The following is a 21,638-nucleotide window of genomic DNA, read 5'->3' on the forward strand; positions in this document are numbered from 1 at the left end:
CTCCTACGAGGTAAGCCAGGTGGAATGGGCCCCTTGCTGCCGCGTGGATGGCACAAACCGTCAATCCTCTGTGTGGAGCAGGCTCTGCCTTCGGACTCACAGGCACACACCCGCCGACTGCGCGCGCAGGTGCCCGGTCGCAAGTCGTCCGAGGCGCGTAAGAGCTCCGGTTGCCCGCAGCGTGAGAGCGCTGCCCTGCGCATGCCGGGTACCGGTCGAACCGAAGGGCGCGGTCGCACAGGTGGGCGGGCATGCCCGGCACTGTCCGGGGCACGTCGGTCATCCGCGACGGGGCCGCGACTGAGGGCGTGTCCCGGCGGCCAGCCGTTTTCAACCGATGACTGCAGCCGCCCCCAACCGCCCACCCCCGACCACGGGTTCGGCTGCCCCATGTGCCCTGCCCAGGGCTCGAACCTGCGGCAGCGTGTTGGGAGGAACCGCCTACCCCAGGTATTGGGAAGTGGCACGCGCAAGGTAGGTCCCATGCCCCGCCCTCCCCTTAAGAGGTCATCTCATTTGGTGAGTCTGCGGTAGCAGATGAGGGTGCAGGCAATGCTGGCGAAGGCGAGGAAGTGGATGGCCTTGCGTTCGTAGCGGCGGTGGAGGCGGCGGCAGCCGGCGAGCCAGGCCATGGTGCGTTCGATGGTCCAGCGGTGTCGGCCGAGCCGCTTCCCGTCTTCCACGCCCTTGCGGGCAATGCGCGGTGTGATGTGCCGTGTACGGAGCCATTGCCGCAGGTGACGGCTGTCGTATGCCTTGTCGGCATGGAGCTTGGCGGGCCGCCGCCGACGGGGCCCGCGGCGGGAGCGGATCGGAGGAATACCACGCACGAGCGGCTCAAGGGCCTGGCTGTCGTGGAGATTCGCGCCGGATATCCCGATCGAGAGCGGCAGTCCGGAACGTTCGGTGATCAAGTGGATCTTCGACCCGAACTTGCCCCGATCCACAGGATTCGGACCTGTCAGGTCCCCTTTTTCAGGGCCCGCATATTCACCGAGTCGATCGCGCACCGCGACCAGTCCAGCTCGCCCCTCGCACCGAGTTCGTCCAGCACCAGCCGGTAGAGCTTCGCCCACACCCGCAGCCGACTCCACTCCGTGAACCGGCGGTGAGCCGTCGCCCCGGACGGCCCGAACACCGGCGGGACCTGCGACCACGTACAACCTGTCGTCGCCACAAAGATGATCGCGGCCAGCACCTCACGATCACCATAGCGACGCCGACCACCACCCTGCGGACGCGTCGGCGCCTCCGGCACCACCCGCTGGAACAACTCCCACAACCCGTCCGGGACCAGACGCTCGACCATCATCACGCGACCAGACTACCCAATTAACCAAATGAGATGATCTCTAAACATGCCCTGTTCAATAGCTACCTCGCCCCGGGACAGCACGGTCACGACCTGGCCCGTGATCCGCCGTCCTTCGTACGCCGAGTAGTCGACGTTCATGTGGTGCGTGGCCGCGGAGATGGTCTGTTCGGCCGCCGGGTCGTAGATGACGATGTCGGCGTCGGCGCCCGGGGCGATCGTGCCCTTCTGGCCGTACAGGCCGAACATCCGCGCCGGGGTCGCGCACGCGATCTCGATCCAGCGGCGGCGGGTGATGTGGCCGTCGACGACCGCCTGGTGGAGGAGGTCCATGCGGTTCTCCACCCCCGGCATCCCGTTCGGAATCTTGGAGAAGTCGCCTCGGCCGAGTTCCTTCTGCCCGGTGAAACAGAACGGGCAGTGGTCGGTGGACACCACCTGAAGCTCGTTCGTCCGCAACCCCCGCCACAACGCCGCCTGATGCTCCTTGGGGCGCAAAGGAGTCGAGCACACGTACTTCGCCCCCTCGAAGTCCGGCTCGGCGAGGTTGTCGGTGGAGAGGAAGAGGTACTGGGGGCAGGTCTCCCCGAAGACCGGGAGACCTTCTGTGCGGGCGCGGGCGATCTCGGCCAGCGCTTCCTGCGCCGATACGTGGACGACGTACACCGGAGCGCCCGCCACCTGCGCGAGCTTGATCACGCGGTGGGTGGCCTCCGCCTCCAAGAGGGCCTTGCGGACCTCGCCGTGGTAGCGCGGATCGGTCTCGCCGCGCGCCAGGGCCTGCTCGACGAGGACGTCGATGGCGAGGCCGTTCTCGGCGTGCATCATGATCAGACCGCCGTTGGAGGCGGCCTTCTGCATCGCGCGCAGGATCTGGCCGTCGTCGCTGAAGAAGACCCCGGGATAGGCGGTGAAGAGCTTGAAATTTACTCCCGGGTACCTTCGGCCGCGTTGCAACCTTCGCCACAGAGACGGGTGTCGAACGGCCCATGATCTTTAATTCGGGCACGACATAGCGCAGGGCGCCGGGGTGCCGTCGTATTCGCCATCGCTTTCTGGTAGACACCCAGATGCTTTCCGCAACCTCACAACCGTGCGGGATTCCTCATGGCCCCATCCCGTACTGGAGGACCAAGGGTGAGGGCCTCCCGTCCTGGAAGGAGGAGCACGACCGCCCCCGCAAGCGCGTTCACGCCCCCGCCGAGCACACCTTCGCCCGTATGAAGGGCGGGAAGATCCTCTGCGACTGCCCCCCGCGAGGCGAGGGCGTTCAGCACGCCATGCGCGGCATCACCCGCCTGCATAACCTCGCCCGGCAAACAAGTACCGGACCGCGAGTCGCAGAGCCATCTCCACCAACCCCAAGATCACCTTACGAGACAACCTTTAATGAGCTGAATTTGTTCATTGATGGCAGAAACGCACTGGTGACTATTTCGCTCGTCATCTAGCGTGACATTCCCCGCGAGGTGCGACATCAGAACGGACTCGTAGCAGGACGAGAGGATCTCCATCGCATCATCGGGGGACAGTGCGTCACCTGAACCCTCGAACAGTCGCACCAGAGCCATGAAGAACGGGCCGACCGCTGGCCTGACCGGCACATCCGGTAGCTCGTCATACCGTGCCAGAAATCTGGCAGCGGACGCAGAATCGGAATGCCAGCCGGTCGGGTTATTGCGGCGAAGCTCAAGTGCGAGTTCGATGAGGGCGGCGTGACTCGGGGGAAAGAATTCCCCGAACGGTGGACCAATCAACGGAATTGTCGTCTCGATGGCGTCCAGGGAAAGGTTGGACAGCGACACCGCTTCCAGACCTTCAAGATTTTGGGCGTAAGGCTCAACCTGCTGGTCCCAGAGTTCCAATTTAGTCTCCCCTTCGATATTAGATGGTGCGGCCTGACTAATCAGGCCGCACCATTAAAAAGTTCGCTAGAACCCTTTGCGTGTGAGTCCCGAGAATTTACCCTACCGAGCTATCGACTTCTCTCCCATAGCTGCACTCCAGGATATCCGCTCGCCCGCCCAGCACAGTTTTGACGAGAAGGTCCGCACGCTGGGCGAGATGAAGCAATAATGCCGTCAGCTGCGTATTCTTCTTCGTCTATGGCATTGAAGAGAATTTGTTCGGCATCGCTGTGCACTTGTGGCGTCAGATCAGTTTCGTACACTCGCCGGTAACCCAGCTTCTGCGCCAACGCCCGGAGCTTTCGGTTCGTTCCATTATTTGCTACGGAATAGACAAGCTCGCCACCGAGTTGGCCTGTTGCCACCGTCGTGCCCTTGTCTGCTCTCGTCCCGACGCCAAATGTGTCATGAAGGGCCTTAGCGTCATCAAGCAACGACTGCGGACTAACCGTTGCACTCGATGCCGTTCCGTCTGATACCAGCCGTCCGTCACAGTTGTGCACGAGGACAGAGGTCTGACCCGCCGAAACATAGTACGTGTGGCTGTCATTGACAGTCAGATTGTGAACTGTCGATGATTCGGTCCATCGTTGCACATCCTTCACTTGCACCGAGGTGCCAGTGGGGGTCTGTAGCGATGTCCCCTGCTGAATGTCCTTGGCTTCGACCCAGCGGCTCAAGGCCGGAACCCAGAACGGATGACCATCCGTGGCGGTCACGGTGGCTGTTGTGCTGCCGAGGGACCCAGGTTCGGAAAACGTGACCTTGACGAGGTTCTTCTGACCCTGGCCGACTATCGTTCCCGTGGCTGCCTGCACTGAGGTCTGGCCGGTCCTGGGATCCGTGGCCAGAACCTTCTCGCCCACCTTGACCTGGTTGATCGGCTTCTTGGAGCCGTCGGCCATGAGAACGAGGGTCCGGCCAGTGAAACTGTTGCTCTCACAGCTGCTGTCGGCCCCGTCCTTTGCCAGCTCCTTGGCCACCTTCTTGGCTCCGGCGGCAACAGCAGCTGCCGTTGCCGGCTTCTTGACGCGTGAAGGCTTCGGCTTCGGCTTCGGTTGGGACCGGGGCTTGGGCCTGGGCTTGGGACGGGCGGCTGCCTTGCGGGCCGCAGCGCGTTTCGTCGCCGCACGCTTGGCCGCCGCGCGCTGCGCTCGCGCCCGTGCTTGTGCTGCCGCGCGGCGCTGAGCTGCCCGCTTCGCGGCAGCCCGCTGGGCGGCTGCCCGTTTCGCCGCCGCGCGCTTGGCTGCGGCTGCCTTCTTGGCAGCCTCTCGCTTGAGCTTGGCCGCGAGCTTCTTGGCCGCCTCGATGGCGCGCTTGCGGGCTTCCGCTGCGAGGCGGCGGGCCAGGGCCTGCGCCGCTTTGCGGGCCGCGATCGCGGCTGCACGGCGGATCGCCGCGCGGATCGCCGCCTGGATGATCATGCGGGCGGCGAAGCCGATCAGGATCGGGAAGAAGGTGCCCGTCGGATCGGAGAACGTCGCCGGTGCGTTGTTGCTGTAGGCGTACGGGTTGATGGTGGCGGGCTGGCTGTAGTCGACCAGCGGGTCGACGGACATGAATCGCCCTGTGGTGGGGTCGTAGTCGCGCGCGCCGAGCCGGGTGAGGCCGGTGTCCTCGTCCACGGAGCCGCCCACGAAGCCGCGTGCACCGGGCCAGGTGGAGGGCTGAGGACCGCGCTGTTCGCCGAACGGCATGAGTTTGCGCCGGGTGACTGCCATACCCGTGCCGACCATGTCGACGGTGGTGTGGGACGACCCGTGGTGGTCGGCCAGTACCAGCTGGCGAACGCCGCCGGTCGCCCGGACTGTCGCCGCTCCGTCCGGGTGCGGGTAGAAGCGTTCCGCCGTCTTCTTGCTCTGGTCGGCGTTGACCGTCAGCTCGGCTTCGCCCAGATAGAGGGTCTTGCTGCCGTCGGAGTCGGTGCGGATCAGCCGTTCGCCGCCTGCCCCGTACAGGTAGGAGGTCTTCTTGCTCCCGCCGCCCTCCACCGGTTCAGTCACCGAGGCAAGTTCGCCCTCGATGTCCCATTCGAGGGTCTGGGTAGTGCCGTTCTGCTGCCGGGTGGTGGTGTTGCCTGCCTTGTCGTACGCGAAGGTGTTGAGCCGCTCGCCGCCCGGACCCGCCGACTTGATCTCGGCAAGGGCGTTGGGACCTCCTACGCCGGGCTTGCCGTAGGTGTAGGTGCGGGTGACGTCCTTGGCGACGTCGCCTGCGGTGTCCTTGTCCACGAGCTTGGTGCGGTTGCCTGCCGCGTCGAACTCGTACTGGTGCCAGTACGCGTCCGTGCCGCCGACGTTGGCCTTCGACGGGGCGGCCTTGCAGTCGTCTGTCGCGGTCCAGGCCGAGGTCATCTGGCGCAGCTGGTTGTGGACGAAGCACTGGGTGTCCGTCTTGCCGCTGTCCGGCGCTGCCTCGCCGGGAGTGTCCTTGATCTTGGTTACGTTCCCGGCCTCGTCATAGGTGTACTGGGTGTCGCTGATCCGGCCCGGGTTGATCGACCGGTCGAAGGTCGACTGGGTGAGCCGTCGGGTGAACTCGTCGTAGAGGTAGGTCCCGTACACCTTCTTGGTGGCGGTGCCCGCGTCGGTGCGCAGGATCTCGCCGAAGGCGGAGTACTCGACGTCGTTCAGGTACGACGCCTCACCGCGGACGGAGACGGGCAGGTCGTCCGAGTTGTATCGGAACGTCACCCGCTCGTTGACGAGACCACCGACGCCGGGAACGTCGGCCGTCGCCATGTTGCCTGTGGGGGTGTACCCGTAGGAGTAGGTGTAGGTGCCGCCGAGCCCCGCTTCTTCGGCCGCGACGACGGTCTTGGTGGTCTTGATCCGGTAGGCGTTGTCGTATGCGGTGACCTCGTCGCGGTACTCGCGGCCGTTCGCGTAGCGGATGGCCGCTGTCGGCAGCCCCTTGCCGAGGGTGTCGTACGTCCACTCCATGCGCTTGGGGCCGGTGACACTCCCCTCGCGCACCGTCGTTGGCCGGCCCGCAGCGTCGAAGGTCGTCGCGAGGGTGTTGCCCCGCGGATCGGTCGAGGAGACGACGTTGTCCGCGTTGTCGTACGTCAGCGTGGTCTTGCCACCGTCGGGGTCGGTCGAGGAGGTCTGCCGCCCTCTTCCGTCGTACTCGAACGTGGTGACGGCGCCGCCAGGTGCGGTGATCTTCACGACGTTGTCGTGAACGTCGTACTCGTAGGAGGTTTCGCGCCAGGTGGTGCGTTCCTTGTTGGAGTACTCACGAATCTTCGCGGTGCGCCCCTCGGCGTCCTCGAAGGTCGCCGTGACCGTGTCACCCTGCGGCGGGACGGCTGTGGAGACGTCGCCGTCGCGCTCGGTGGTGGTGCGGAACTTCTCCACGCCTCGGTGATAGGTGATGTCCGCGGTCGGCTGGCCGAGCCCGTTGAAGGTGGTCCGGCTCTGCGAGGGGACCTCGTTGTCACCTACCTGGAGGACCGCCGGTGTGGGTTCCGCCTCGTGGTAGTAGCCGTCGTTCGTCTTCCACGGCCGGCCGGCAGAGTCGTAGAAGGTGTCGTTGATGATGCGGCCCGGTCCGGCCACCGCTTCGTCCTGGGTCTGCCGCTCACGCAGCAGACCGTCGAGGAGTTCGTAGGAAACGGCGTACTCGCCGTTGTCCTTGAGACTGCGGTTGGTGACGACGGTGGGCCCGTCGCGGCGGATGGTGTAGTCGTAGGTCGCCGTGGGGGTCTGGGTGGCGGGATCGCGGTCGATCTCCCAGACCTTCAGCAGCCGGCCCAGCGGGTCGTACTGCATGGTGGCGCTCTTGTTGTTGGCGTCGGTCTCCTTGACCGGCATGCCGCGGACGTCGTCGAACTCGGTGGTCTCGGTGTGACCGAGAGGGTCGGTGGTGACCGTCTTGGTCGGCCGGACCCCGGTTGTCGGGGTGTTGGTGACGGTGGTCTTGCGGCCTTCCCCGTCGTACGTCACCGTCTCGCGGCCGTGGATGTCGTACTCGGTCTTGTCGATGGTCAGGTAGCCGTCGCCCTTCGCGTTCAGCTCCTGGACCTCGGTGGCCAGACCCTTGGTGGGTGCCACGCCGAAGCCCTGACCGTCGTACAAGGTGCGGGTGTCCTCGACGACTTCGCCGCCCGAGGTGCCACAGGCACCCACGGTGGTGAGCTCGCGCGACTCCGACTCCAGCAGGTGCAGTGCGGTGTTGCGGGCGTAGGAGGTGACCGTGCACAGGCGCTTGCCGCCTGCCGTGGTCTCGTCGACCTCGCTCGGAAGACCGACGCTGTCGTACGTGGTGGTCTCGGTCGAGGTGCGCCAGGTCTCGCCCTTGACGCGCTCGCGCGTGGTGACGGTTTCGGGGCGGGCCATCCACGCCTGGAGCGGGGTGGTGCCCGTGCGCTTGCGCTCCGCCGTCTTCACCGACTTGGTACTGGTGAGCGTGGTGGAGTCGACGGGTCCTCCGTCGTACTCGTAGCTGATCTGCTCGCGCAGCTGCCCCTGGTACTGCTGCAGGTCCGGGCTGCTGCCGCCCTGGCTGTCCACGACGGACGCGGTGCGCGTGCCGGTGGGGAGCTTGTCGCCGTGCATGCCGCGGAAGAAGCGGTGCTCGGTGAGCTGCTTGACGTCGCTGCCGCCACCGACGCGGGTGCGGACGCGCTCGTAGCCGCGGTACTGCGACCAGGTGCGCTCCTTGCGCTCGGTGAACTCGCCGTCGTCGTAGGCCCATGCCGGGCTGCCGATGAACTCGTAGCTGGTGACCTTGTCCGGGGCGTCGGTCACGAGGTCGTCCTCGCGGACCTCGGTGGCGAGGTACTTGTGGAACCAGTCCTGGACGGGTTTGGTCGCTCCCTTGGGCGTCCAGTACTGGGGGTAGCAGCGCATCGTGTTGGTCTCGGGCGACGCGGGCATCTTCCGTGGCTCCAGCGCCTGGCACTCACGGGGCGAATAGGTGACGCCGATGCGGCCGCCCGACTCGGTGTCGATGGCGTGCACGCGCATCCGGGAGTAGGGGGGCAGGCCCTCGACGCCGTCGACGCGGTTGTCCATCTGGGTGCCCGCGAAGCTGACCTTCGGCATGCTCGCCGTACCGCCCGCGCCCAGTCCCGTACGGGTGATGGATGCCAGCCACAGGGCCGGAGAGGTGCCGTCACCTGTGTCGGGGTAGGACTGTTCCAGCGTCCAGGAGTCGACGTTCTTCAGCGCGGATCCGGCCAGCACCTGGGTGCTGATCTTCGTGAGGCGCTTGGTGGACCAGAACGTCGGTGCGTACTTGTCGGTGCACTTCGCGCCGGCAACGCATTCCTGGTCGAGGGGGGTGTCCGGCCAGTACTTGGCATTCGCCACGGTTCGCTTGGACTCGGCACAGTCGAACGTGCTGCTGGGTATGCAGCGTTCGGCGGTGCTGAAAGTGACGCGGCCTGCCGGGAGACCGGTGAACAGGGCGCTCGCCCGCTGGCCGTAGTCGATCCGCGCGAGGGTGGCGGAGCGGGTATAGAGGATCTGCTTGTCGGCCTTCATGTGCTGGCCGTAGTAGTTGGTGTACTTGTCCCACCACAGGGTCATGGCGTCGCCGAGCGGGTCGACGACGTAGTCCAGGTTCCAGCGGTACGCCTGCGCACAGTCGGAGTCCGCGAAGGCAGTCGCGTGGCAGGGCTCGCCGGGGTGGTTGCCGAAGACTGGGACGGTCAGCGCGGAGTCGGTGCGCTGGGTGCCGGCGCCGGGGAGCTTGTTCAGGCCGAAGTGGTACTGCACTCCGTCGGTGCCGGTCAGCACCCAGTACTCGCCGCCGTTGGTGCCGTTGTCCGCGCCGATCTTGCGCTCCAGACGCGTGCCGTCGTCGTCCGCCGGACGCCACTTGCCGGTGGCGTCGTCCTTGACGAGTTCACTGGAGTTGCCTCCCAGCGACATCACGACGTGGTCGGAACCCCAGCACAGGTCGGCGGTCTCCCCCGAGTTGTTCGGGGTCTTGCCGTCCTCGGCCGCCTTGTCGTCGGAACAGGACTTGAAGCGGCGCTCGATGAATCCCGGTTCGTAGTCCCAGCCCTCGGCCAGCCAGGAGGACTGGCCGTTGGTGGACGCGGTACGGCCGTCCACTGCCTGCGAGGAGTAGGAGAGTTCGACCTCGGGCTGCGGGCCACCGGGAACTTCCGGCGACTCCACCGGGTACGACCAGGAGAATCCGCCGGAGGAACTCCCGGCCATCCAGGACCCGGTGGGTGACAGCGATGTCGCCTCATGGCTGCCGCCGGGGCCCGAGGCGGCGGCTGCCGCGGCCAGGACCATCGGCGCACTCGCACCGCGTGCGGCGGGAGCACCCAGGTCGACGGTGGCGCTCACGGTGTGCGCGGCCGGGTCGTTGGAGCCGCCCAGCTCGGTCCGCGTACGGCATTCCGGCAGATCCGGAGTGGTCAACGCACACGCGGGCAACTGCACCAGACGCAGGCGCGATCCCCAGTCACCTCCGTAGGTGTCCTTGATCGCCTCGTAGTCCAGCTCGACTTCGACCGCACCCGACACCGCTTCGGCGGAATCCGTGGCGGCCGGTGCGGCGGTGAACAGCACACCGTCCACCCCCGCCTTACGAGCGGTGGCCTGGTCCTTGACCTGGACCCTGGCCGCTCCGCCGACCGGCGCGGGAGTCTTCGAACCAGCCGTGCGCGTCGACTTCGCCTCCTGCGTAGAGGGACGGGTCAAGCGGACCAGCGGGTCCAGCAGACGAGGTGCTGATGCGACTGGCGTGCCGACCGCAGCCCCGTCCAGCGCCAACTTAGACGCCTTCGGGGGCTTCTGACCCTTCGTCACTTCGACGGTGTAGTCGCCGGCCAGAAGCTTGGCCACCGACGGCGCCCAGGGCTTCGCCGCCGCGTCCGTGACGGGTTTGCGCTGGGCGGCCAAGTTGCGGCCAGGAACGGAACGATCGCGCTCCAGCTCCTCCAGCCGCATCTTGCCGGTACCGGCCACAGCAGGATCGTCTGGCACGAAAGCTATAAGGAGTGCCATGAAGACGACATAGGACACAGATCTGTGCCAGTGCCCCAAATAACGTAGATGTCGCAGTAGTTGTTGCATGACCTAACCCACTCGGTCGTAACGGGACTGCATGAACGGGGTGAGTAAACACGCGTTAAAGTTCACAGCCAAGTCAAGGGATCTTCACTAGAAGCCCTAAAAAGAGACAAGAATGGGCAAAGATGCCACAGATATTCACACGAAGATGGGCTTCGGCCCGGCGCTCGATCCCGGCACTCCTTGCCGCCACCGTCGCGGGCAGCTCGCTCGGACTCGTTCCGCTCGGCCTGAGCCCGGCAGCGTCCGACGTGAGACAGACAGGTCCCGCAGGAGAGGCGGGAGAGGAAGGCGCCCTCGCCAAGGCGCGGCTCACTGGCGAGCCTGTCGAGATCATGAGCGAGCGGTCAGAGGCCAGCGAGACGCACGCCCTGCCCAACGGGAACCTGCGCCGGACTCAGCACACCGCGCCGGTCCGAGTAAAGCGCGAAGGTGTCTGGTCTCCCATTGACACCACCCTTGCCGCCGTCGCTGGCCGGGTTTCCCCGAAGGCCGCCGCCGGGAAGGTCACCTTCTCCGCTGGTGGCAGCGCTCCGCTGGTGATGATCACCGACCAGGGCCGATCCGTCTCGCTTACCTGGCCGAAGCCGCTGCCGGCGCCCGTCCTTGAGGGCTCAACCGCGACCTATTCCGAAGTCCTGCCCGGCGTCGACCTGGCCCTGGCCGCAGGAGTCGACGGATTCAGCCAAGCATTGATTGTCAAAACCGCCGAAGCCGCCGCCAACCCGGAACTCGCCACTATCGACTTCGGCCTCAAGACCGAAGGCCTGAACCTCAAGCAGGACCCTGCTGCGGGTACCCTCAGCGCCGCGAACGAGGCGGGCCAGACGCTCTTCACCACCTCGACCGCCCGGATGTGGGACTCCTCCGGCAAGGACGAGTCCGCCCCCGCAGGGCTGACGCGCAGCAAGAGTGCGTCGCCGGGAGTCCGAGCCCCCTCCGACCTGACGCCGGGCACCAACAGCAGCACCGTCGATGTCGACTTCACCAGCAACCGGTTGACCCTGACGCCGGATCAGGAACTGCTGAAGTCACCGGACACGACCTACCCGGTCTACATCGATCCCCGCATGACAGGTACTCGCCAGGCGTGGACCATCGCCTACAAGCCGCACCCGAACGACAGTTACTTCAACGGCACAGGCTGGTCGGGCGGCACCACCAGCGAGGCACGTGTCGGCTACGAGTCGTCCAGCGGCGGCACCGCCCGCTCCTTCTTCCGCGTCGACTCCAAGTTCCTTGCCCGTGTGAAGGTGATCGACGCACAGTTCCAGATCACCGAGACCCACTCCTGGTCCTGCACCGCCAAGCCCGTCGAGCTCTACCTCACCGGGTCCATCAGCTCCGCGACCACGTGGAACAAGCAGCCGTCATGGTCGACCCGCCAGGACAGCCGGAACTACGCCCACGGCAACGAGAGCTTCGGCTGCCCCGACAAGGCCGTCGACTTCACCGCGAAGGACGCGGCCGTCAAGGCCGCGGCCGGTTCGTGGTCCGACATCACGTTCGGCCTGCGAGCGCCGCAGAGCGCCGAGGACGGCAAAGACGCGTACAGCTGGAAGAAGTTCAAGCCCGACGCCAAGCTCATCGTCGAGTTCAACCGCGCCCCCAAGAATCCCTGGGCGCTGGACACCATTCCCAGCACCAGGATCAGCAGCACGGACTGTGGCAACGGAGCCACGTACATGACCGTCGGCAACACCGACGTCACCCTCAACGCACAGGTGTGGGACCAGGACGGCGGCGACGTCAACGTGGAGTTCCTCGTCTGGCCCACGGGCAAGTACGCGGGAGACCCGGGCATCATCTTCGACAAACGCGTCCGCAAGACAGTCATCGCCTCCGACTCCAAGGGCGTGCGCGCCAGCATCGTCGTTCCCAAGGCCCTCCTCAGCCAGCACATGGCCGCCAGCGGAGGCCAGTTCTCCTGGAAGGCACAGGCCGAGGACGTCGGCGACTCCACCTTCGCCTCCGACTGGACCCCGACCGCCGGAGCCTCCGGCTGCCGCTTCGGCTTCGACCCCACCGCCCCGTCCGTCATGCCGACCGTCACCTCCGTCAACGGCCTCTACCCGGAGGACAGCGAAGGCGCACTCGCCCGCACCGAGGGACAGTTCGTCCTCGGCTCGGGGGGCGAGAAGGACATCGCCGAATACCGCTGGGCCCTTGACCGCACCCCGCCGAACAACATCGAAAAGCCCGCGACAGCCGGCGCCAGCGTCACCATCAAGCTGACCCCGCTCACTCCCGGACCGCACACCTTGTACGTCCAGAGCTTCGACGCCGGGAAGAACCCCGGCCCCAGGTACCCGTACAAGTTCTACGTCAAGAGCCCCGGCATCGTGGACAAACCCGGCGACGTCAACGGGGACAGCCAGCCCGACATGTTCGCGATCGACAGCACCAACAACCTCCGCCTGTACTCCGGAGCCGGAGCCGGCGCCGTGGACACCGGCCTCCCCATCTCCACGAATGCCAGCTGGGGTGCGGCCCTGCTCACTCACCGCAGCGACTGGAACGAGGACCTCTACGAAGACCTCGTGGCCCGCAAGTCAGACGGAAAGCTCTGGTTCTACCCCAACGACGGCATCGGAGGATTCACCGAAGACACCAAGGAGGAGATCTACTTCTTCCCGGACTCCCAGACGGGCCTCGCTCTCGACCCGGCCACCTTCAAACAGATCGTCTCCATCGGAGACATCACCCCCGGCGAAGGCGGATCCAACCCGGACTTCGTCGCCGTCATCGGTGACCAACTCTGGTTCCTGCCCGGATACTCCAGCAGCAATATCCAGGCCGGATACCCCATCGGCGGCAGCGGCTGGAGCAACCTGCAGCTCAGCTCCCCCGGCGACGTCGACGGAGACGGATTCACCGACCTCATCGCCCGCAACACCACCACCGGAGAAGTCGGGCTCTACCACGGCAAGAGCAACGGAGACGCCGACGGCGACAACATCCCCGACGGAGGCACCGATCCCAGCTCCCTCGGCGCAGGCTCCAGCAGGACTGCCTACGCCACCGGCTGGACCACCACCGCCCGCCCGCTGATCACCGCCACCGGCGACTCCAACGGCGACGGCATCGGTGACTTCTGGACCACCACCGCGAACACCAACGCCGGCCTCGAATTCGTCCCCGGCCGCAAGAGCGGCCTGCTCGGCAGCCCCACCGTCGTGGGAACCGGCGGCTGGCAAGCAGTCAAGGGCATCTTCTAGGAAGGAAGCGCGGGGAAAGTCACTGTGACAGCGGCTCGCGTCATTGAGAACCCTCAGTGACGCGAGCCGCCCTCGTGCAGCACACTCGCGTGAGAGTGGGGGCAGCCGATCAACGCGCTGAAGGAGGCAGTCCTCCCTCAGCCCACGCTGCCTGGTTCGACGATGCACACCGAGGTTGCCGAGGCACCCGATGCCGTGCAGCGCATGGCCTCTCTTCCGTCGACACGAATAACGCTTTCGACGCGGCCTCCGCTCTCACCGAGTACCACGGTGAGAGCAGGAACTGCCTCGAAGCCCTTCATGCGCACGGTTGCCCGCCATGGCAGCCGAGGCTGCTCCACGACGGTCTCACCCAAGTCGGCATCCCCGAAGGCGTACGAAATCTCACTCGCCCCGGTTCCGCTGACCTCGTAGTCCACCAGAAAGAGCTGAGTGTTGGTGGCAGACGGCACAGTGAAGGGCTCGGCACCGCCGAATACGCCTCGCAGGACGTCGGGATCTCTCCAACGCTCGTTCACTACGATCTCCTCTCAGCGCTGCAGGGGGTGTTGGGCCTACCGCTGAGGGCTGTGCCCGCCCGCGTCCGCCCGCGGAGTGGATCATCCACACTGTCTGATTGTCGCACGTTCGATCATGCATCGGCCTGCCCATGACCGCGCGAGCAGCAAGAACCGAATTAACCACTGTTCTGGGACTCTTGCCCGAGTCTCGAATCTGCGGGAAAACCATGTCGTCTGGCTTACCTGCTTCGCAGACCCTGACCGCTGCCCGGTAGAGGCTGGCTATCCGAGGCACTGACTGGTGGCGCGGGCGAGGTACGCCCCATGTCCTGTTCGCCCTCTGAACTCGCCGCGTTCGACAATCACTTCGCCCCGCGACAGCACCGTCTCGACCTGCCCCGTCACGCGCTTGCCCTCATACGCCGAGTAGTCGACCGCCATGTGATGCGTGGCGGCCGAGATGGTCTGTTCGGCCGCCGGGTCGTAGATGACGATGTCGGCGTCGGCGCCCGGGGCGATCGTGCCCTTCTGGCCGTACAGGCCGAACATCCGCGCCGGGGTCGCGCACGCGATCTCGATCCAGCGGCGGCGGGTGATGTGGCCGTCGACGACCGCCTGGTGGAGGAGGTCCATGCGGTTCTCCACCCCCGGCATCCCGTTCGGAATCTTGGAGAAGTCGCCTCGGCCGAGTTCCTTCTGCCCGGTGAAACAGAACGGGCAGTGGTCGGTGGACACCACCTGAAGCTCGTTCGTCCGCAACCCCCGCCACAACGCCGCCTGATGCTCCTTGGGGCGCAAAGGAGTCGAGCACACGTACTTCGCCCCCTCGAAGTCCGGCTCGGCGAGGTTGTCGGTGGAGAGGAAGAGGTACTGGGGACAGGTCTCGCCGAAGACGGGGAGGCCCCTGTGGCGGGCCGAGGCGATTTCGTCGAGAGCCTCCTCGGCCGACACGTGGACGACGTACACCGGCGCCCCCGCCACCTGCGCCAGCTTGATCACACGGTGGGTGGCCTCCGCTTCGAGGAGGGCCTTGCGGACCTCGCCGTGGTAGCGGGGGTCGGTCTCGCCGCGCGCCAGGGCCTGCTCGACGAGGACGTCGATGGCGAGGCCGTTCTCGGCGTGCATCATGATCAGACCGCCGTTGGAGGCGGCCTTCTGCATCGCGCGCAGGATCTGGCCGTCGTCGCTGAAGAAGACCCCGGGATAGGCGGTGAAGAGCTTGAACGAGGAGATTCCTTCGGAGACCAAGCCGTCCATCTCCTTGAGAGACGACTCGTTCACGTCCGACATGATCATGTGGAAGCCGTAGTCGACGGCGCACTTGCCGTCCGCCTTCGCGTGCCACGCGTCCAGGCCCGCGCGCAGGCTCTGGCCCGGGGACTGGATCGCGAAGTCGATGATCGTGGTCGTGCCGCCCCAGGCGGCCGCCCGGGTGCCGGACTCGAAGGAGTCGGCGGCGAAGGTGCCGCCGAAGGGCATCTCCATGTGCGTGTGCGCGTCGACCCCGCCCGGGATCACGTACTTGTCGGTCGCGTCGAGGATGCGGTCGGCCGTCCAGCCGTGGCCGCCCGGGGCCGCGACGCCCACCACGCGCCCGCCCTCGATCAGTACGTCGGCGTGGAGTTCGTCGGAGGCGGTGATGACGAGACCGCCCGTGATCAGGGTGCGAGTCACTGCTTCGGCTCCATTCGGTGCGGATGCGCGAGGGGTGGTACGGGGAAGGGGCCCGCCCGTACCCGAGGGGAACGGGCGGGCCCCTTGGACGGGCTCGGCTAGACGCTGTGCAGGGCCCGTTCGAGGATGGCGGCGCCCTCTTCCGCCTCCGCGACCGTGAGGGTGAGCGGGGGTGCGATGCGCAGCACGCTCGTGTTGTGGCCGCCGCCCTTGCCGAGGAGGAGGCCGCCCTCGCGGGCCGCTTCCTGGACGCGGCCCGCTGCTTCCGGCCAGGCCCGGTCGGTGCCGGGGCGGACGATCTCGATGCCCGCCATCAGGCCCCGGCCGCGGACCTCCCGTACGCAGGGCGTGGTGGCGGCGATCGCGCGCAGGCGTTCCAGGAGGAGGCCGCCGACGCGGCGGGAGTTGCCCTGGAGGTCGTGTTCCAGGAGGTAGGAGAGGTTGGCGAGGGCCGCGGCCATGGTGATCGGGGAGCCGCCGAAGGTGGAGATGGAGCCGGAGTCGAGACAGTTCATGACTTCCGAGCGGGCGACGACGCCGCCGATGGACATTCCGTTGCCGATGCCCTTGGCGAAGGTGAGGATGTCCGGCGGGCCGTTCTCGGCGTGCGCCTGCCAGCCCCAGAAGTGGTCGCCGGTACGGCCCCAGCCGGTCTGCACCTCGTCGGCGATCCAGAGGATGCCCTCGCGGGAGAGGACCTCACGGAAGGCGGCGTAGAGGCCGTCGGGCGGAGAGGTGAAGCCGCCGACACCCTGGACGGGTTCGGCGATGAGGGCGGCGACCTGGCCCCGGGTCTGGCCGAGTACGTCTTCGAGGTCGGCGACGCACGCCTCGATGAACTGGGCGTCGGAGAGGTGCGCGAAGGGGCCCCGGTACCGGACGCCACCGTGCACGTACAGCGTCTGGAGCGGGGAGAGGCTGGTCGGGGACCAGTTGCGGTTGCCGGTGAGGCCCACGGTGGAGAAGGAGCGGCCGTGGTAGCTGTTGCGCATCGCCAGGACCTGGTTGGAGCGGCGGTACGTCGTCGCCAGCATCAGGGCGGTGTCGTTGGCCTCGGTGCCCGAGGTGGTGAAGAAGACGCGGGCGTCGGGGATGCCGGAGAGGTGGGCGACCCGTTCCGCCAGGTCGATCATGGGGCGGTTGAGGTACAGGGTGGAGGAGTGGATCAGGCGGGCGGCCTGCTCGGAGACCGCCTTGGTGACCTCGGGAAGGGCGTGCGCGGTCATCGTGGTGAGGATGCCGCCGAAGAAGTCGAGGTACTTGTTGCCCTCGGCGTCCCAGACGTGGCGGCCCTCGCCGTGGGTGATCTCGATCGGGTTCCGGTAGTAGAGGGCGAGCCAGTCCGGCAGGACGGCCTGGTGGCGGGAGTGCAGATCTGTCACGGCTTGACCAGTCCTTCGTACGCGTCGGGGCGGCGGTCGCGGTAGAACGCCCACTGGTGGCGCACTTCCTCGATGAGGTCGAAGTCGAGGTCGCGGACAACGAGTTCCTCGGCCTTGTCGCTGGCGGGTTCGCCGACGAACTGGCCCCGGGGGTCCACGAAGTAGCTGGTGCCGTAGAAGTCGTTGTCGCCGTACTCCTCCTGGCCGACGCGGTTGATCGCGGCGACGAAGTACTCGTTGGCGACGGCAGCGGCGGGCTGCTCCAGCTGCCACAGGTGGGAGGAGAGGCCGCGGGAGGTGGCGGAGGGGTTGTAGACGAGCTGCGCGCCTTCGAGGCCCAACTGCCGCCAGCCTTCCGGGAAGTGGCGGTCGTAGCAGATGTACACGCCGATGCGGCCGACGGCGGTCTCGAAGACCGGCCAGCCCAGGTTGCCGGGTTTGAAGTAGTACTTCTCCCAGAAGCCCTTGACCTGGGGGATGTGGTGCTTGCGGTACTTGCCGAGGTAGCTGCCGTCGGCGTCGATGACGGCGGCGGTGTTGTAGTAGAAACCCGAGGATTCGCGCTCGAAGACCGGGACCACGACGACCATTCCGGTCTCGCGGGCGAGGTCCTGCATGCGGCGGGTGGTCGGCCCCTCGGGAACCGCTTCGGCCCAGCGGTAGTGCTCGGGCTCCTGGACCTGGCAGAAGTAGGGGGCGTTGAACACCTCCTGGAAGCCGATGACCTTCGCTCCCTGCCGGGCGGCCTCCCGGGCGTGCTCCTCGTGCTTGGCGATCATGGATTCGGTGTCGCCCGTCCAGGTGGCCTGGACCAGAGCGGCGCGTACGACGTGGGCCATGACTCGACTCCGTTCAACCCGTGCGACCGGACGCCCCAGACGTCCGACGGGACGTCAGAGACCCTCTACGCCCGTAGAGTTGGGGCGTGGATGCTTGAACGTAAGCCGCGGCGCGGAGCGGGGCAAGACCATCGCCGTGAACCCGCTGAGTCGATCTTGTTTCACACCCTCAGGGGTGAAGGTCCGCGCTCCACACCTTGACCCGGGACCCGAATCCCCGCTCCCGCCCCGCCGCCCCTCACGCCGAAATGTCGATCTTGATGCCGACGTGCGGGCGCTTGCCCCGGCGCACCAGCCGGGCGGGCACGTCCGTCATCCAGTACTGCCAGGTGTACTTGCGGGCGATCAGCCCGCGCACCTTCCGCAGCCCTTCCTCGTCGAGCACGGTCGCGCGCCCCTCGACGGTCGGCGCGCCTTCCTTGAGCCGCCCCCGCACGTCACAGGCGGTGAGCGTCACCCGGCCGTCCCGCCGGATGCGCTTGACCTTCCAGGAGTCGGCGTTGGTCCACACGTAGAGCGCACCCCCGTCACCAGCGACCCATACAGGGGTGGCGACGGGGGTGCCGTCCTTGCGGAAGGTGGTGAGACTGACGTAGCGGGTGCGGGAGAAGGCGGCCTGAAGGTCCATGCCCCGACCCTACGCGCGCGCACCCGTCCCCGCCGCCCCTCAGGACGCTAGACGACCCCCACCACCGGCAGCAGCTCGCACTGGAGCAGGAGACCGTCCAGGGAGAGGCCGAGGGTGCCCGCGAGGGCGGCGACGGTGAAGAAGGCGGGCGTCGGGGCGCGGCCCGTCTCGATCTTCCGCAGGGTCTCCGGGGAGAGTCCGGCGGCGAGCGCGACCTCGGCGATCGTACGGCCGTTCTCGGCACGGGCTTCGCGGAGCAGCCGGCCGAGGCGCTCGCCGCGTTCGTGCTCTTCGGGGGTGAGAGGGGTGCGAACCATGCCGTTATTCTAATACCTCCACGACCGGTATAGTAATTGGCATGGTTGAGATCAAGACGGACGCGTCCGTGGACGAGATGCGCGCAACGGGCCGGGTAGTGGCCCAGGCCCTGACAGCAGTGGAGAAGGCGGCGGCGGTCGGTGTGACGCTCCGGGAACTGGACGAGGTGGCACGCGCCGTCCTGCGGGACGCGGGTGCGGGCTCACCCTTCCTCGACTACCACCCGGACTGGGCCCCCACCCCCTTCCCCGCAGTGATCTGCGCGTCGGTCAACGACGCGATCGTGCACGGCATCCCGACGGACTACCGGCTGCGCGACGGCGACCTGGTCAGCATCGACTGCGGGGCGACCCTGGGCGGCTGGGCGGGCGACTCGGCCATCAGCTTCACCGTCGGGCGGGCCCGCGAGGCGGACATACGCCTCATCGAAACGGCGCGGGCCGCCCTGGACGCGGGCATCGCCGCCGCGGTCGTCGGCAACCGCACCGGCGACATCGCCCACGCGATCGGCACGGTGTGCCGGGCGGCGGGCTACGGCATCCCGCAGGGCTTCGGCGGCCACGGCGTGGGGCGCACGATGCACGAGGGCCCGGAGGTCCCGAACGAGGGGCGCAGGGGGCGGGGCATGAAACTCCGCCACGGAATGGTGATCGCGATCGAGCCGATGCTGATCGGGGGCGGCGGCGACGAGTACGGGGCCGCCCCCGACGGCTGGACGCTGCGCACGATGGACGGCAGCCGTGCGGCCCATGCGGAACACACGGTTGCGGTACGGGACGGAGGACCGGCCCGGGTCCTCACGGCGCTGTAGCGGGGGCGTGAGGGGCGCGGGAAACTGCGCACCCGCCGAAGGCGGGCCGGGGGCCCGGGGGCGGAGCCCCCGGCAGTAACAGCAACCACCCACCGGCCCGCACAACGCGCCAGGACCTCCAGGACCTAAGGAGTCGGCCGAACGACCATCGCCGCTCCCCCACCCCTGCGCACCTTCTCCGCCGCCGCCAGCCACCGCCCGTCACTCAGCCTCTGGACGCCCGTCGCCGCCCCGATCTCGGGATTCAGCTTGAAGACGTGCCCGAGCGCCTCCAGCTCCCCCCGCACCGCCGCGTTCTCCCAGAGCCCCGGCTCCAGCTCCGTCGCCGCGGCGTTCCGCTGACTGGCCCGGGGCGCCGCGATGGCATCGACCAGCGGCAGCCCCCGGTCGACGTGTCCGATCAGACTCTGCAGCACGGTCGTGATGATCGTCGCCCCACCCGGCGACCCGAGCGCGAGGAGCGGCCGGTCGTGCCTGTCGAGCACGATGGTCGGCGAGATCGACGACCTCGGCCGCTTCCCCGGGCCCGGCAGGTTCGGATCGTGAACAGCGGGATTCGCCGCCACGAACGAGAAGTCGGTCAGCTCGTTGTTGAGCAGGAACCCCCGCCCCGGCACGGTGATCCCGCTCCCGCCCGTCGACTCGATCGTCAGCGTGTACGCGACGACATTCCCCCACTTGTCCGCCGCCGTGAGGTGCGTCGTGTTCTCGCCCTCGTACGTCGTCGGAGCCACGGCCCCCGAACTCCCGCACGTACGCGACGGGTTGCGCGGATCCCCGGGCGGCAGCGGGCTCACCAGAACCCTGTCGTCCTTGATCAGGCACTCCCGTGAATCCGCGTACTTCTGCGACAGCAGCCCCTTCGTCGGGACGTTCTCGAACGCCGGGTCCCCGACCCACCGCCCCCGGTCCGCGAACGCGATCCGGCTCGCCTCGATGTAGCGGTGGAGGTACTTCGCCTGCGAAGCCTTCTTCAGGTCCGTCCGCTCCAGAATGTTGAGAGCTTCCCCCACACTCGTCCCACCGGACGACGACGGCCCCATCCCGTACACGTCGAGCCCCCGGTACGAGACCTTCGTGGGGGCCCGCCGCTCCGTCTCGTACGCCCGCAGGTCCCGCTCCCTCAGGTCACCCGAGCGCACCGTGCGGGTGGACTTCGGGTCGACCGGCGGCTTCTGGACCGTACGGACGATGTCACGGGCGATCTGCCCCCGGTACAGCTCGCCGACTCCGTCCCGCCCGATCTTCTCGTACGTCCGCGCCAGGTCGGGGTTCTTGAACGTCGCCCCGACCACGGGCAGTTGACCGCCCGGCAGGAACAACTTCGCCGAATCGGGGAAGTCCCGGAAGCGCGCCTCGTTTCCCTGCGTCTGTGCCCGGAACGTCGCGTCGACCGTGAATCCGTCCCGCGCCAGCCGCTCCGCGGGCTTCAGCAGGGTCCGCAGCGACTTGCTCCCCCAGGCGTCCAGCGCGGCGTCCCAGGTGGCCGGGGTGCCGGGCGCGCCGACGCTCCGCCCGCTGGTCATGGCCTCCGCGATCGGGATCGGCTTGCCGTCCTCGACGAACAGGTTCTTGTCGGCGCTGCGCGGGGCGGTCTCGCGCCCGTCGATGGTGCGCACCTTGCGGGACTTGGCGTCGTAGTAGACGAAGTACCCACCGCCTCCGATGCCCGCCGAGTACGGCTCCGTGACGCCGAGCGCGGCAGCCGTGGCGACGGCCGCGTCCACGGCGTTGCCGCCGTTGCGCAGCACCTCGATACCGGCCGCGGAGGCATCCGCGTCCACGCTGGCGACCGCACCCCCGTATCCCACGGCCACGGGTACTTTCGCGGGCGGCGCGGCCGCCCGCGGGGAAGGGGCGACGCCCGGCGGAGCGGCTGCTCCCACCGTGACGACTGCCGCTGTCGCGGCCAGCAGGGACAGTGCCCGTACGGCGGGCCGGGTGGGTCGACGACGCATGCGTACCTCCTGGCGAACGGCGTCCGCGCAGCGTAGCCCCAGCGACATGCCCCC

Annotated in this window: 12 protein-coding genes and 2 pseudogenes; 3 read left to right on the forward strand and 11 right to left on the reverse strand. The window is 67.5% G+C overall.

The window, feature by feature from the left end:
- Window positions 1-512: 512 nt before the first annotated feature.
- A protein-coding gene (locus tag OG897_RS16945) for an IS5 family transposase (protein ID WP_266660243.1) occupies window positions 513-1,309 on the reverse strand; the annotation gives its coding sequence in 2 pieces (ribosomal slippage) (window positions 513-974 and window positions 977-1,309; 795 coding nt in all).
- A 54-nt stretch (window positions 1,310-1,363) separates the two neighbouring features.
- Window positions 1,364-2,239 (reverse strand): annotated as a pseudogene (locus OG897_RS16950) (amidohydrolase family protein); the annotation flags it as partial.
- A gap of 188 nt (window positions 2,240-2,427) precedes the next feature.
- Here OG897_RS16950 and OG897_RS16955 point away from each other — a divergent pair.
- Window positions 2,428-2,625 (forward strand): annotated as a pseudogene (locus OG897_RS16955) (IS5/IS1182 family transposase); the annotation flags it as partial.
- Between the two features lie 54 nt (window positions 2,626-2,679).
- On the opposite strand, the gene OG897_RS16960 reads toward OG897_RS16955, so the two are convergent.
- Window positions 2,680-3,177 (reverse strand): hypothetical protein, encoded by a 498-nt coding sequence (locus OG897_RS16960; protein ID WP_266657666.1) that lies wholly within the window; start codon window positions 3,175-3,177, stop codon window positions 2,680-2,682.
- A 110-nt stretch (window positions 3,178-3,287) separates the two neighbouring features.
- Window positions 3,288-10,151 (reverse strand): polymorphic toxin-type HINT domain-containing protein, encoded by a 6,864-nt coding sequence (locus OG897_RS16965; protein WP_266657668.1) that lies wholly within the window; start codon window positions 10,149-10,151, stop codon window positions 3,288-3,290.
- 230 nt (window positions 10,152-10,381) lie between these two features.
- On the opposite strand from OG897_RS16965, the gene OG897_RS16970 reads away from it, so the two are divergent.
- Complete coding sequence (locus OG897_RS16970) at window positions 10,382-13,474, forward strand: VCBS repeat-containing protein (protein ID WP_266657670.1); 3,093 nt, start codon at window positions 10,382-10,384, stop codon at window positions 13,472-13,474.
- 137 nt (window positions 13,475-13,611) lie between these two features.
- Here the strand turns inward: OG897_RS16970 and OG897_RS16975 are convergent, their stop codons facing one another.
- The 6 genes from OG897_RS16975 to OG897_RS17000 all read right to left on the reverse strand — a co-directional run bounded on the left by OG897_RS16975 (window position 13,612) and on the right by OG897_RS17000 (window position 18,814).
- Window positions 13,612-13,992: a hypothetical protein gene (locus tag OG897_RS16975; protein ID WP_266657672.1), complete on the reverse strand. Its 381-nt coding sequence runs from the start codon at window positions 13,990-13,992 to the stop codon at window positions 13,612-13,614.
- A gap of 264 nt (window positions 13,993-14,256) precedes the next feature.
- Complete coding sequence (gene hydA, locus OG897_RS16980; RefSeq protein WP_266657674.1) at window positions 14,257-15,648, reverse strand: dihydropyrimidinase; 1,392 nt, start codon at window positions 15,646-15,648, stop codon at window positions 14,257-14,259.
- A 98-nt stretch (window positions 15,649-15,746) separates the two neighbouring features.
- Window positions 15,747-17,030, reverse strand: a complete 1,284-nt coding sequence (locus tag OG897_RS16985; RefSeq protein ID WP_266657676.1) for an aspartate aminotransferase family protein — start codon at window positions 17,028-17,030, stop codon at window positions 15,747-15,749.
- On the reverse strand, window positions 17,027-17,869 hold the full coding sequence (locus OG897_RS16990; RefSeq protein WP_266657678.1) for a nitrilase-related carbon-nitrogen hydrolase: 843 nt from the start codon (window positions 17,867-17,869) through the stop codon (window positions 17,027-17,029). Before OG897_RS16990 ends, OG897_RS16985 begins: the two co-directional genes overlap by 4 nt.
- A gap of 238 nt (window positions 17,870-18,107) precedes the next feature.
- Window positions 18,108-18,497, reverse strand: a complete 390-nt coding sequence (locus OG897_RS16995) for a PPOX class F420-dependent oxidoreductase (RefSeq protein WP_266657680.1) — start codon at window positions 18,495-18,497, stop codon at window positions 18,108-18,110.
- A gap of 47 nt (window positions 18,498-18,544) precedes the next feature.
- Window positions 18,545-18,814 carry a helix-turn-helix domain-containing protein gene (locus OG897_RS17000; RefSeq protein WP_266657682.1) on the reverse strand — a complete coding sequence of 90 codons (270 nt, stop codon included), beginning with the start codon at window positions 18,812-18,814 and terminating at the stop codon, window positions 18,545-18,547.
- Window positions 18,815-18,855: 41 nt separating this feature from the next.
- Between OG897_RS17000 and map the strand changes: the two genes are divergently transcribed.
- On the forward strand, window positions 18,856-19,626 hold the full coding sequence (gene map, locus OG897_RS17005) for a type I methionyl aminopeptidase (RefSeq protein ID WP_266657684.1): 771 nt from the start codon (window positions 18,856-18,858) through the stop codon (window positions 19,624-19,626).
- Window positions 19,627-19,751: 125 nt separating this feature from the next.
- Here map and ggt read toward each other — a convergent pair whose 3' ends face one another.
- Complete coding sequence (gene ggt, locus OG897_RS17010) at window positions 19,752-21,584, reverse strand: gamma-glutamyltransferase (RefSeq protein WP_266657686.1); 1,833 nt, start codon at window positions 21,582-21,584, stop codon at window positions 19,752-19,754.
- Between the last annotated feature and the right edge of the window lie 54 nt (window positions 21,585-21,638).

Source organism: Streptomyces sp. NBC_00237 (genome assembly GCF_026342435.1).
Classification (GTDB): domain Bacteria; phylum Actinomycetota; class Actinomycetes; order Streptomycetales; family Streptomycetaceae; genus Streptomyces.